Origin of the sequence: Streptomyces thermocarboxydovorans (genome assembly GCF_039524635.1) — a bacterium.
GTDB classification, from domain to species: domain Bacteria; phylum Actinomycetota; class Actinomycetes; order Streptomycetales; family Streptomycetaceae; genus Streptomyces; species Streptomyces thermocarboxydovorans.
On sequence record NZ_BAAAGU010000006.1, the window covers coordinates 13,993 to 26,558 of the forward strand.

Below are 12,566 nucleotides of genomic sequence, written 5' to 3' on the forward strand. Positions count from 1 at the left end.
ACCCGCGAGTCCGCCCGGCCCGGACACCGTGTCAAGCTTGGCTCCATGCAGCTCTCCGCCGCCTCCTACGAAGAACGCCTGACCGCTCCCCGCTCCTGGTGGCTGATCTGCTTCCTGGCGGGAGTGTCACTGGGGCTGATCCTGCTGCCGCTCGGGACCCTCCCGATGCTCGCCGGCCTGGCCGCCGGCACCGCCGCGGCGGCCGTCGTGGCCAGCTCCTACGGCTCGGTACGCATCCGCGTCGTCGGCGGCCACCTGATCGCCGGCGAGGCGAAGATCCCGGTCACCGCCCTCGGCGAACCGGAGATTCTGAACGCCGAGGAGGCTCGCGCCTGGCGCACGCACAAGGCCGACCCGCGCTCCTTCATGCTGCTGCGCGCCTACATCCCCCGCGCCCTGCGCATCGACATCACCGACCCCGAGGACCCGACCCCGTACGTCTTCCTCTCCACCCGCGAACCCGAGCGCCTGGCGGACGCCCTCCGAGCGGCCAAGACCGCGGCGACGGACCGGGCGGACCAGTAGCACGGCCGCGAACGGGGCTGCGGCCGGCACGTCGGGAAGCGGCACTGCAGGGGGATGGCAGCCCCGGGTGCGCCGTTGGTGTCGGGTCGCCGGAGCGACGCCCCGCCACGGCGTATCGGCAGGCCGGCAGCGGCACCACAGCACCTTCGCGGGCCCGGGACCGCGTTGCGGCCGGGCGGTGGATCAGTGGGCCGGGGACGCGCCGGACAGCGAACTCGGCGGGATGAGACGACGGGGCGCGCCCACGACACCCGGTGTGGGCGCGCCTGCGTGCGCGCAGCTTTTCGCGTCAGCCGTACGGACCGGCGCCACCCGCGCCGGCGGGCGCCTCAGCGGTCCTCGTGCCGGCCCTTCGGCCCCTTGCCGTCCCGGTGGCCGCCCAGCTCCTTGAGGGCGTCCTCGGGGAGGTGGTCCATCGCCAGGGCGCCCGGGGGCTGCTCCAGGGTGGGGAGGCCGGTCAGGGACTCCCAGGGGACCTGGATCCTGCGCAGGTCGGCGCGGATGCGGCCGGCCAGTTTCCGGGTGTCCCGGCGGTTCATGGCCGCCCCGACGGCCGCTCCCACCAGGAAGGGCATCAGGTTCGGCAGGTTGCGGACCATGCGCTTCATGATCCGCTGGCGCAGTTCGCGCTTGGCGCCGCTGTTCATCGCCGCACTGAGCGTCGACGGCTTGGTCGCCTCGACCCCGCGCTCCTGGGACCAGGAGTTCAGATACACGGTGCTGCGCTGGGCGAGGTTCCCGGGCGGCCGTACGCCGTAGACCTCGTGGAGCTCGGCGATGAGCTTCAGCTCGATCGCGGCGACGCCGGTGACCTCGGCGGCCAGTTCGGTGGGCATCGCGGGCGGCACGGGCAGCATCGCCGCCGCACCGACGCCCGCCCCGACCGTCGCCGTGGCCCTCGCGGCGCCCGCCACGAGCTTGTCGGCGATCTCCTCGGGGCCGAGCCCCGGGAACTGCCTGCGCAGCGTCTGCAGGTCCCGCACGGGCACACGAGGGGCGATCTCGATGATCCGGTCCGCGAGGTAGGCCAGGCCCACGCGGGCGCGGGCGCCGCTCTTGCGGGCGCCCTCTCCGGCCTTGTCGCGGAACGCCGCGGCACGCCTGCGTGCCGCGGGGGCGGGGACCTCCGCGGACTCCGGGGGGTCACCCCGGCCGGTTGCCGGTTCGAGCGAGGCCGCCCCGGTTCCGGTTGAGCCTCGCTCGTCCTCACGCGCAGTGTGCTGCGGGCCGTCCTGCGGCCCCTTGTCCGTCCTCCTCGTCAGGAGGCGGCGCTTCCGGGGAGGGGTCGAGCCGGTCACGGCCGACCCGTCCTCAGTCGCAGTCGCGGCAGATGGGCTGGCCGTTCTTCTCCCGGGCCAGCTGGCTGCGGTGGTGCACCAGGAAGCAGCTCATGCAGGTGAACTCGTCCTGCTGCTTCGGCAGCACCCGGACGGCCAGCTCCTCGTTCGAGAGGTCCGCACCGGGCAGCTCGAGGCCCTCGGCGGCCTCGAACTCGTCGACGTCCACGGCGGAGGCCGACTTGTCGTTTCGACGAGCCTTCAGCTCTTCGAGGCTGTCCGAGTCGACGTCGTCGTCGGTCTTGCGTGGAGTGTCGTAATCGGTTGCCATGTCGCTCTCCCCCTCTGGGTGTCTGCGGTGTCTCCAGCGCACGTAACGCGTGAGAGGCCGGACTTGTGCCCGACCCGAGGCGGAGATTTTGCCTCACATCAAGCTCTGTTACTCAATCGACACCCAACCGGACTCCTCAAGAGTGATCGGCTTGGATGGCGAACGGGACCGTACACGGTACGAACGCCACACTTCAAAGGCGTCTCACCGTGTACTTCCCGTGATCAAGGCCCTTGAAAACCGGGGCCTTTCCGGCATTTCGACCCCACGCATGATCACGGAGAGTAGATGGCCGGAAATTCGCCCATGTGATCGATCACACAGGAGCCAACGGTTCGGAGAGGCAGAAAATTCCGCGCAAAGCGAACACGTCCGCGTGTCGGCGGAATGATGTCAGATCGGCAGGGTGACGCGCATCACGAGCCCCCCGCCCTCCCTCGGCTGGGCGTAGATGTGCCCGCCGTGCGCACGGGCCACCGACCGGGCGATGGACAGGCCGAGCCCGACCCCCTTGTCGCTGCCGGTGCGCTCGGTGCGCAGCCGCCGGAACGGCTCGAAGAGGTTGTCGATCTCGTACGCCGGCACCACCGGGCCCGTATTGGTCACCGTGAGCACCGCCTGGCCGTGCTGGACCTCGGTGCCGACCTCGACCCAGCCGCCCTCCGGCACGTTGTACCGCACGGCGTTCTGCACCAGGTTCAGGGCGATCCGCTCCAGCAGCACCCCGTTGCCCTGGACCACCGCGGGCTCCCGCTTGCCGCGGATCTCCACGCCCCTCGCCTCGGCCTCGGTGTGCACCTGGTCGATGGCCTGCGAGGCCACCTCCGCCAGGTCCACGGGCTTGCGCTCGACGATCTGGTTGTCGCTGCGGGCGAGCAGCAGCAGGCCCTCCACGAGCTGCTCGCTGCGCTCGTTGGTGGCCAGCAGCGTCTTGCCCAGCTGCTGCAGCTCCACCGGCGCGTTCGGGTCGGAGAGGTGCACCTCGAGCAGCGTGCGGTTGATCGCGAGCGGGGTGCGCAGCTCGTGCGAGGCGTTGCCGACGAAGCGCTGCTGCGCGGTGAAGGCCCGCTGGAGGCGCTCCAGCATGTCGTCGAAGGTGTCGGCCAGCTCCTTCAGCTCGTCGTCCGGGCCGTCCAGCTCGATCCGCCGGGACAGATCGGATCCGGCCACCGCGCGGGCGGTGCGGGTGATCCGGCCCAGCGGGGACAGGACCCGGCCGGCCATGGCGTAGCCGAAGGCGAAGGCGATGATCGCCAGACCCAGCAGGGCCAGCAGCGAGCGGCTGAGCAGATCGTCCAGCGCGTGCTGCCGCTGCTCGTTGACGCAGGCGTTGAGCGCCCGGTTCATCTCCTCGGCGGGCAGCTCGCTGCTGCGCAGCCGGCAGACGTCGCTGGACACCTCGCCGGAGAGGATCCGGAAGGGGAGGTTGGTGCCCACGCTCAGCGCGTTGGCCGCGAGCAGGTAGATGATCGACAGCAGCAGGATGCCGGCGATCAGGAACATGCCGCCGTAGAGCAGCGTGAGCCGTATCCGGATGGTGGGCCGCAGCCAGGGGAAGGGCGGCACCGGCCGGCGCGGGTCCCAGGTGGGTTTGGGCGGGGCAGGAGGGCTGGTGGGTGTGGGGGTGCTGGCCATGGCGCGATCAGATCCGGTAGCCCGAGCCGGGCACGGTCACGATGACCGGCGGCTCGCCCAGCTTGCGGCGCAGGGTCATCACGGTCACCCGCACCACGTTGGTGAACGGGTCGGTGTTCTCGTCCCAGGCCTTCTCCAGCAGCTGCTCCGCGGAGACGACCGCGCCCTCGCTGCGCATCAGCACCTCCAGCACGGCGAACTCCTTGGGGGCGAGCTGCACCTCCCTGCCGTCCCGGAAGACCTCGCGGCGGTTGGGGTCCAGCTTGATCCCGGCACGCTCCAGGACGGGCGGCAGGGGCACGCTGGTGCGCCGGCCCAGCGCCCGGACACGGGCGATCAGCTCGCTGAACGCGAACGGCTTGGGCAGATAGTCGTCGGCCCCGATCTCCAGGCCCTCCACCCGGTCGCTGACGTCGCCGGAGGCCGTCAGCATCAGCACGCGGGTGGGCATGCCGAGCTCGACGATCTTGCGGCAGACGTCGTCGCCGTGCACGAGCGGCAGGTCCCGGTCGAGTACGACGACGTCGTAGTCGTTGACGCCGATGCGCTCCAGGGCCGCCGCTCCGTCGTACACGACGTCGACGGCCATGGCCTCGCGGCGCAGTCCGGTGGCCACCGCATCGGCGAGCAGTTGCTCGTCCTCGACGACGAGTACACGCACGTCCCTGGTCCTTCCTGATGGTGGTGTGTTGCCTCCATCCTGCCCTTTTCCTCCATAAGTCGGCTGTAAGGCAGGTGAGAGGGGGTGCGGGGCCCGGCGAAGCCCCCGGAACCGCCGGGCCGCGGGAGGGAATGGGAGATTTTCTCGCGCGGTGAGGTTTCCACGGAAGGGAGCTTGGGGAGGACGGGTTTACATCCCACGATCACGCTCTGCTTGTGCCGCACCACCATGCGGTGCGCTTCGGCCCGCTTCCCCGACCAGAGCGGGGCGTGGATGTCCGGCACCGTCGCCGCCCGGCCGAGCGGCGCTGGGCATCCGCAGCAGACGTGATCGTCCCTGACGAACGGCACACCCCCGTGCCACCGACCCGCAACCCAGGACGAGGGGGCGCAGCATGGACGCATTCACCGCAGGACTTCTGCAGCGCATAAAGGCGACCGAGTCCGATCTTTCGCGCGCCCGTGACGAGGGCGACGAGTTCCTCGTCGAGGTGGAGCAGGGCGAGCTGGAGGACCTGCGCCGTCTCGCCGCCGAGCACGGTGTGGAGGTCAGCGCCTACGGCGTCTGATCCAGCGCGGCGACAGCTGCTTGCCCGAGCGGGCCCCGGCGAATCCAGCGCCGGGGCCCGCTCTTTGCGTGCAACGGGTTGCACCGCCCGTGTCGCGCATCGGGTGCACCGCCGTGTAGCGCATCGTGGTGCACCGCCCGCGTCGTGCAACGTGGTGCACCGCCCGTGTCGCGCCACGTGCCGCATCGCCCATACGGGTGATCAGTCGTGCCAGGCGCCGAAGTCCTCCAGCAGGGCCTGGAGGGGCTCGAAGACGCCGGGGGCGGCGGCGATCGCCAGCTCCCGTGACGGGCGCTGGGAGGGCCGTCCACCGGTCAGGGCGCCCGCCTCACGGGCGATGAGGTCCCCCGCGGCGAGGTCCCAGGGGTGCAGTCCGCGCTCGTAGAAGCCGTCCAGGCGGCCGGCCGCCACGTCGCACAGGTCGACGGCCGCCGAGCCGCTGCGCCGGATGTCCCGCAGCAGCGGGATCAGCCGGTGCGCGACCTCGGCCTGGTGGGTGCGGACCTCGGCGACGTAGTTGAACCCGGTGGAGACCAGGGCCTGGTCCAGCGGCGGGGCGGGGCGGCAGGCCAGCCTGCGCTCGCCCTCCCAGGCGCCGGTGGCCCAGGCTCCGCCGCCGCGCACCGCGTGGTAGGTCTCGCCCCGCATCGGTGCCGACACCGCCCCGACGACGGTCTCGCCGTCCAGCTCGGCGGCGACGGAGACGGCCCAGGTGGGGAGCCCGTAGAGGTAGTTGACCGTGCCGTCGAGCGGGTCGATCACCCAGCGGACGCCGCTGGTGCCGTCGGTCGAGGCGCCCTCCTCGCCGAGGATGCCGTCGTGCGGGCGGCGCTCGGCGATCAGCGTGGTGATCAGCTTCTCGGCCGCGATGTCCATCTCGGTGACGACGTCGATCGGGCTGGACTTGGTCGCCGCGACCGCCAGATCGGCCGGCCGGCCGTCGCGCAGCAGCTCACCGGCGCGGCGGGCCGCCTCCCGGGCCAGCTGAAGCAGTTCCGCGTGCAGGGGGTCGGTCACGGTGCTCCTCATGCGTAGGGGCTGTCGGCGCCCGCGGCGGCGGGGCGCGGGGCGCGGGCGGGGCAGCAGCCCACGGGGCACAGGTCGTGGCTCGGGCCGAGCGTGCCCAGGGCGCACGGCGTGACGCGCTCCCCGCGCTCGGTGGCCGCCCGCTCGGTGATCAGCTCGCGGATGGCTGCGGCGAACCGGGGGTCGGCGCCGACGGTGGCCGAGCGGCGCACCGGCAGGCCCAGCTCCTCGGCCTTGGCCTTCGCCTCGGTGTCGAGGTCGTAGAGGACCTCCATGTGGTCGGAGACGAAGCCGATGGGCGCCATGACGACGGCGGGCACCCCGGCGGCGTGCCGCTCCTCGAGGTGGTCGCAGATGTCGGGCTCCAGCCACGGGATGTGCGGGGCGCCGGAGCGGGACTGGTAGACGAGCTGCCAGGGGTGGTCGACGCCGGTGCGCTCGCGCACGGCGTCGGCGATCAGCTGGGCGACGTCCAGGTGCTGGCGGACGTAGGCCCCGCCGTCGCCGTGGCCCTCGACGGGGCCGGAGGTGTCGGCGGCGGAGGTCGGGATGGAGTGGGTGGTGAAGGCGATGTGCGCCCCGTCCCGGACGTCCTCGGGGAGGTCGGCGAGGGACTCGAGGACCCCGTCGATCATGGGCTCCACGAAGCCGGGGTGGTTGAAGTAGTGCCGCAGCTTGTCCGCCCGGGGCAGCTCGAGGCCCTCGTCCTTCAGGGTGGCGAGGGCGTCGGCGAGGTTCTCCCGGTACTGGCGGCAGCCCGAGTAGGAGGCGTAGGCGCTGGTGGCCAGGACGAGGATGCGCCGGCGGCCGTCGCGGACCATCTCGCGCAGGGTGTCGGTCAGATAGGGCGCCCAGTTGCGGTTGCCCCAGTAGACCGGCAGGTCCAGGCCGTGCTCGGCGAAGTCCTTGCGCAGGGCGTCCAGCAGGGCGCGGTTCTGGTCGTTGATCGGGCTGACCCCGCCGAAGAGGAAGTAGTGCTGTCCGACTTCCTTCAGGCGTTCCTTCGGGATGCCGCGCCCCCGCGTGACGTTCTCCAGGAACGGCACCACGTCGTCGGGGCCCTCGGGGCCGCCGAAGGAGAGCAGGAGCAGGGCGTCGTAGGGGGTGGCATCGAGCGCGTCTGGCATGTCTCGATCCTGCCACCCTGCACCGACAGCCGGAAAACGGCGGGTCCGGCACCGCGGTCCCTCCCGGACGGGGCCGGGATCCTCCGCCGGCGGGAAGCCGGATCTCTCCGCCGGCGGGAAGCCGGATTCCCGGTGCGCTTTGGGTCGCCTCACCAGTAAGCTGTATCGCCTGCGGTCGCACCTTACTGACACGTATTCGGAGACTCCGTGCCCAGCCCCTATCGCGCCCTTTTCGCCGTGCCCGGCACGAAGGGTTTCTCCGCCGCGGGTTTCCTCGGCCGGATGCCGCTGTCCATGATGGGCGTCGGCGTCGTGACGATGATCTCCCAGCTCACCGGGCGCTATGGCCTGGCCGGCACCCTGTCGGCCACCATCGCGCTGTCCGCGGCGGTGGCGGGCCCGCAAGTCTCGCGGCTGGTCGACCGGTACGGGCAGCGGCGGGTGCTGCGCCCGGCGACGCTGCTCGCGCTGAGCGCGGCGGCCCTGCTGCTGTTCGCCGCGCACTACGGCTGGCCGGACTGGGTGCTGTACGTGGCCTGTGCGGGCATCGGCTGCGTGCCGAGCGTCGGCGCGATGGTCCGGGCCCGCTGGGCCGCGCTGTACCGGGGCACCCCGCAGCTGCACACCGCGTACTCCTTCGAGTCGGTGGTCGACGAGGTGTGCTTCATCTTCGGGCCGATCATCTCCATCGGGCTGTCCACCGCCTGGTTCCCGGAGGCGGGACCGCTGCTCGCCGCCTGCTTCCTGGCGACCGGCGTCTTCTGGCTGACGGCGCAGCGCGCCACCGAGCCCGAGCCGCATCCGCGGGAGCGCACCGGCGGCGGCAGCGCGCTGCGCACCCCGGGGCTGCAGGTGCTGGTGGCCACCTTCGTGGCGACCGGGGCGATCTTCGGCGCGGTGGACGTGGTGACGGTGGCGTTCGCGGAGGAGCAGGGCCACAAGGCCGCCGCCAGTGTGGTGCTCGCCGTCTACGCGCTGGGTTCGTGCGTGGCGGGCGTGGTGTTCGGGCTGCTGCACTTCGCCGGTCCGCCCGAGCGTCGCTGGCTGCTGGGCGTGTGCGCCATGGCCGTGAGTATGATCCCCCTCCTACTGGTCGGAAACTTGCCGTTTCTGGCCGTGGCGCTCTTCGTCGCGGGTCTGTCCATCGCTCCCACGATGATCACGACGATGTCCCTCATCGAAGAGCACGTACCACGCGCGCAGCTCACCGAGGGCATGACCTGGGTGAGCACGGGGCTCGCGGTCGGGGTCGCGCTCGGCTCCTCCGTGGCCGGCTGGGTGATCGACGCGGCCGGGGCGCGCGCCGGGTACGGGGTTCCGGCGGTGTCCGGAGCCGTCGCGGTCGCGGTCGGTTTCCTCGGGTACCGCCGGCTCAAGCGGCCGGCGCCGGGTCGGGGAGGCACCGTTGGTCAGCACAGCGAGCGCGAAGAACGGCACCTGGCATAACTGGGGAGGCAATGTCTCCGCCCGCCCCGCGCGGGAGGTCACGCCCGCCACGGTCGAGGAGCTTGCGGACGCGGTCCGCCGGGCGGCGGAGGACGGGCTTCCGGTGAAGGCGGTCGGCACGGGGCACTCGTTCACGTCCATAGCGGCCACGGACGGCGTGCTGATACACCCTCAGCTGCTCAGCGGCATCCGTGACATCGACCGCGCGGCCGGAACCGTCACGGTCGGGGCCGGTACCCAGCTCAAGCGCCTCAACATGGCCCTGGAACGAGAGGGCCTGTCGCTGACCAACATGGGCGACATCATGGAGCAGACGGTCTCCGGGGCGACCAGCACCGGCACCCACGGCACCGGCCGCGACTCCGCCTCGATCGCCGCGCAGATCCGCGCGCTGGAACTGGTCACCGCCGACGGCTCGGTACTGCAGTGCTCCGAGAAGGAGAACCCGGACGTCTTCGCCGCCGCCCGCATCGGCCTCGGCGCCCTCGGCATCGTCACCGCCATCACCTTCGCCGTGGAGCCGATCTTCCTGCTCACCGCGCGCGAGGAGCCGATGCCGTTCGAGCGGGTGCTCGCCGACTTCGACGAACTGCACGCGGAGAACGAGCACTTCGAGTTCTACTGGTTCCCGCACACCGGGAACACCAACACCAAGCGCAACAACCGCAGCGCCGGCCCGGAGCGCCCGCTGCCGCCGGTCAAGGGCTGGTTCGAGGACGAGTTCCTGTCCAACGGCGTCTTCCAGGTGGCCAATCTGGTCGGCCGCGCGGTACCCGCGACCATCCCGTCCATCGCGCAGCTGTCCAGCCGTGCACTGTCCTCGCGGACGTACACGGACATACCCTACAAGGTCTTCACGTCCCCGCGCCGGGTCCGTTTCGTGGAGATGGAATACGCCGTTCCGCGCGAGGCCCTGGTGGACACGCTGCGCGAGCTGAAGGCCATGGTCGACCGCTCCCCGCTGCGGGTCAGCTTCCCGGTCGAGGTGCGCACCGCGCCGGCCGACGACATCACCCTGTCCACGGCGTCCGGCCGGGAGACCGCCTACGTCGCCGTGCACATGTTCCGCGGTACCCCCTTTCAGGCGTACTTCACCGCCGCCGAGCGCATCTTCACCGCCCACGAGGGCCGGCCGCACTGGGGGAAGATCCACACGCGGGACGCCGAGTACCTCTCCCGGGTCTATCCGCGCTTCGGCGAGTTCACCGCGCTGCGCGACCGTCTCGACCCCGAACGCCGCTTCGGCAACGCCTACTTGCGCCGCGTCCTCGGGGACTGACGAACACTCGGCACACGCGCCTCCGCTTCTGCAGATCGCGTGAACTTTCCCACGTCGACGATCGCCGGAACCGGGCAACAGGCGGCCGAGTAGCACCCCTTGCCAGAAAGCGGGCGGCGTGCCAATCCACGCACGTGGCCCAAATGGAGTACTGTTGCGAGCCCTGGGTCCGGTCTCCCGACAGGGTGCTCGGGACCTTGGAGGACCGCCGGGAGGGGGCTAGTTGCACAGGGTGACGCAGTTGGTCACTTAGCGTTGCGAATAGGTAACCGTGCCATAACGGCGATCCAGGGCCCGCGCCCGACACGCCGGGCAACTCGGCAAGGTTGTGGCAGGCTGCACCCGGGCAGGCCACACTCGACTAGCGGAAGCAGCGACGCACGTGACGTCGGCAGGCACCACCCGGGAGGTCCCCATGCCCGAACTGCGTGTCGTGGCCGTCTCGAATGACGGCACACGGCTGGTGCTGAAGGCTGCGGACAGCACGGAGTACACGCTTCCGATCGACGAACGGCTCCGCGCCGCCGTGCGCGGCGACCGTCCCCGCCTCGGCCAGATCGAGATCGAGGTGGAGAGCCATCTCCGCCCCCGCGACATCCAGGCGCGTATACGGGCCGGGGCGACCGCGGAGGAGGTCGCCCAGATGGCCGGCATCCCCGTGGACCGCGTACGCCGCTTCGAGGGCCCCGTCCTCGCCGAGCGGGCCTTCATGGCCGAGCGCGCCCGCAAGACGCCCGTGCGCCGCCCCGGCGAGAACTCCGGTCCGCCGCTCGGCGAGGCCGTCCAGGAGCGTCTGCTGCTGCGCGGCGCCGAGAAGGACACCGTCCAGTGGGACTCCTGGCGCCGCGACGACGGCACCTGGGAGGTCCTGCTGGTCTACCGGGTGGCCGGCGAGCCGCACTCGGCGAGCTGGACGTACGACCCGCCCCGCCGCCTGGTGCAGGCCGTCGACGACGAGGCGCGCTCGCTGATCGGCGAGTCCGACGACTTCGCCGCGCCCGAGCCCAGCGTGCCCTTCGTCCCGCGCATCGCGCGTCTGCCGCGCGACCGCCCGCTGGACCGGTCCGGCGACCGCGAACGCCCCAGCCTGCCGGCGCAGTCCTCCGAACCACCGGAGGAGACGGCCACGGCCTCGGGCGAACGCGACTCGCTGACCAGCCTGCTGGAGGCGGTGCCGAGCTTCCGCGGCGACCTGGTGGTGCCCGAACGGCCCTCCGAGTCCGCCTCCGAGGAGCCCGGCCCCGAACCCGAGGCGGAGGAGCCCCCGGCCCCCGCGGCCTCGGCCGGCTCCGCCTACGCGGATGTCCTCATGCCCCGTTCGGTGGGCGGCCACCGCGACCGCCTGATCGGGGCCACCGACCGCCAGGCCGAGGCGGACGGCGTCCGCCCGGGCCGCCGCGCGGCGGTGCCGAGCTGGGACGAGATCGTGTTCGGGACACGGCGCAAAAAACAGGAGTGACACAGAGCAGTCGAGGGGCGCCCGCCATCGGTGAGCGCCCCTCGACTGCTTTCTGACGCACCGGCAGCCGCCCGTGCGCTCCCTGCCCGCCTACTGCGGGTCCGGTCCCACCGCGACCGGCCGGGACGGGTCGGAGGACCACTCCGACCACGAGCCGACATACAGGTCGGCCGGGATGCCGGCCACCGCGAGCGCCAGCACCTCGTGGGCGCCGGAGACGCCCGAGCCGCAGTACACGCCGACCGGGGTGTCGGCGGAGACGCCCAGTTCCTTGAAGCGGGCGGCGAGTTCCTCCGCCGGGCGGAAGCGGCCGTCCGGGCCGACGTTCTCGGTGGTGGGGGCGGAGACCGCGCCGGGGATGTGCCCGCCGACCCGGTCGATGGGCTCCACCTCGCCGCGGTACCGCTCCCCCGCACGCGCGTCCAGCAGTACGCCCGAACGCGCGAGCGCCGCGGCACCGTCGGCGTCCAGCGCCCCGCTCGCCGCGGGCACCGGCTCGAAGTCGCCCTCGGCCGGGCTCGGCACCGACGTCTCCAGGGGGCCCGCCCAGGCGGGCAACCCGCCGTCGAGGACCCGGACATCCGGGTGGCCCGTCCACCGCAGCAGCCACCAGGCCCGGGCGGCGCCCCAGCCGAGGCCGCCGTCGTACACGACCACGGGCCGCCCGGCGGAGACGCCCGCGCGCCGCATCGCCGCGCCGAACACCCCGAGGTCCGGGAGCGGATGGCGTCCCCGCTCCCCGGGTGCCGAGGCCAGCTCCTTGTCCAGGTCGACGAAGACGGCTCCCGGGATGTGCCCGGCGAGATACTCGGCCCGGCCGTCGAACGGCTCACCGTTCGCGGTGGCCGTGCTGAGCTGCCAGCGGACGTCGAGCAGCACCGGCGGGTGCTCGCCCGCCAGTTCGCTCGCGAGTTCGGATGCGGAGATGATGGCGTTCATGGCCCCCATCCTCGCGCACGGGGTGGCCGTCTCGTCCATGTCCGGCTACTCTGCTCGGCCGGGCAGGACCGATCACGAGGCGTACGGGAACGGGCACATGCTGTACAAGTGATCGACACTGAGCCTCAAGCGTGCCGAAAGCGGCAAGGAGCCGGACATCGGGCATCCTCCGGGGACAGGAGCCGGCACACGGGGCACACCCGCAGGAGCGTGGCACCACACCACCGGCGCCGGGGCGGGCACGGGGACGATCCGCTCAGCGGACGTGACACGACCCCCACGGGTCGGGAGAT

Annotated in this window: 12 protein-coding genes; 5 read left to right on the forward strand and 7 right to left on the reverse strand. The window is 72.1% G+C overall.

The features are described from left to right. Positions 1-45 precede the first annotated feature (45 nt). The gene (locus tag ABD198_RS03900; protein ID WP_343997903.1) at positions 46-525 is read left to right on the forward strand and encodes a DUF3093 domain-containing protein; all 480 of its coding nucleotides are present in this window, start codon (positions 46-48) and stop codon (positions 523-525) included. Positions 526-854: 329 nt separating this feature from the next. Here the strand turns inward: ABD198_RS03900 and ABD198_RS03905 are convergent, their stop codons facing one another. The 4 genes from ABD198_RS03905 to ABD198_RS03920 form a co-directional block, all read right to left on the reverse strand. Further along, positions 855-1,823 (reverse strand): hypothetical protein, encoded by a 969-nt coding sequence (locus ABD198_RS03905; protein WP_343997905.1) that lies wholly within the window; start codon positions 1,821-1,823, stop codon positions 855-857. 13 nt (positions 1,824-1,836) lie between these two features. Beyond that, a complete protein-coding gene (locus ABD198_RS03910; RefSeq protein WP_003993510.1) occupies positions 1,837-2,133 on the reverse strand; it encodes a DUF4193 domain-containing protein in 297 nt (98 codons plus the stop codon). A 393-nt stretch (positions 2,134-2,526) separates the two neighbouring features. After that, positions 2,527-3,768, reverse strand: a complete 1,242-nt coding sequence (locus ABD198_RS03915; protein ID WP_343997906.1) for a sensor histidine kinase — start codon at positions 3,766-3,768, stop codon at positions 2,527-2,529. A 7-nt stretch (positions 3,769-3,775) separates the two neighbouring features. Further along, a complete protein-coding gene (locus tag ABD198_RS03920; protein ID WP_010353034.1) occupies positions 3,776-4,429 on the reverse strand; it encodes a response regulator transcription factor in 654 nt (217 codons plus the stop codon). A 394-nt stretch (positions 4,430-4,823) separates the two neighbouring features. Here ABD198_RS03920 and ABD198_RS03925 point away from each other — a divergent pair, with 394 nt between their 5' ends. After that, the gene (locus ABD198_RS03925) at positions 4,824-4,997 is read left to right on the forward strand and encodes a hypothetical protein (RefSeq protein ID WP_167998296.1); all 174 of its coding nucleotides are present in this window, start codon (positions 4,824-4,826) and stop codon (positions 4,995-4,997) included. 201 nt (positions 4,998-5,198) lie between these two features. Here the strand turns inward: ABD198_RS03925 and ABD198_RS03930 are convergent, their stop codons facing one another. After that, a complete protein-coding gene (locus ABD198_RS03930) occupies positions 5,199-6,014 on the reverse strand; it encodes an inositol monophosphatase family protein (RefSeq protein ID WP_343997907.1) in 816 nt (271 codons plus the stop codon). A gap of 8 nt (positions 6,015-6,022) precedes the next feature. After that, positions 6,023-7,150: a ferrochelatase gene (locus ABD198_RS03935; RefSeq protein ID WP_343997908.1), complete on the reverse strand. Its 1,128-nt coding sequence runs from the start codon at positions 7,148-7,150 to the stop codon at positions 6,023-6,025. Between the two features lie 207 nt (positions 7,151-7,357). Between ABD198_RS03935 and ABD198_RS03940 the strand changes: the two genes are divergently transcribed. The 3 genes from ABD198_RS03940 (at position 7,358) to sepH (ending at position 11,334) form a co-directional block, all read left to right on the forward strand. After that, positions 7,358-8,596, forward strand: coding sequence for an MFS transporter (locus ABD198_RS03940; protein ID WP_343997909.1), 1,239 nt, complete (start codon positions 7,358-7,360; stop codon positions 8,594-8,596). Further along, positions 8,556-9,875 (forward strand): D-arabinono-1,4-lactone oxidase, encoded by a 1,320-nt coding sequence (locus ABD198_RS03945; RefSeq protein ID WP_343997910.1) that lies wholly within the window; start codon positions 8,556-8,558, stop codon positions 9,873-9,875. The genes ABD198_RS03940 and ABD198_RS03945 overlap by 41 nt, the downstream gene beginning before the upstream one ends. A gap of 415 nt (positions 9,876-10,290) precedes the next feature. Next, complete coding sequence (gene sepH / locus ABD198_RS03950; RefSeq protein WP_343997911.1) at positions 10,291-11,334, forward strand: septation protein SepH; 1,044 nt, start codon at positions 10,291-10,293, stop codon at positions 11,332-11,334. Positions 11,335-11,424: 90 nt separating this feature from the next. Here sepH and ABD198_RS03955 read toward each other — a convergent pair whose 3' ends face one another. After that, positions 11,425-12,282, reverse strand: a complete 858-nt coding sequence (locus ABD198_RS03955; RefSeq protein ID WP_343997912.1) for a sulfurtransferase — start codon at positions 12,280-12,282, stop codon at positions 11,425-11,427. Between the last annotated feature and the right edge of the window lie 284 nt (positions 12,283-12,566).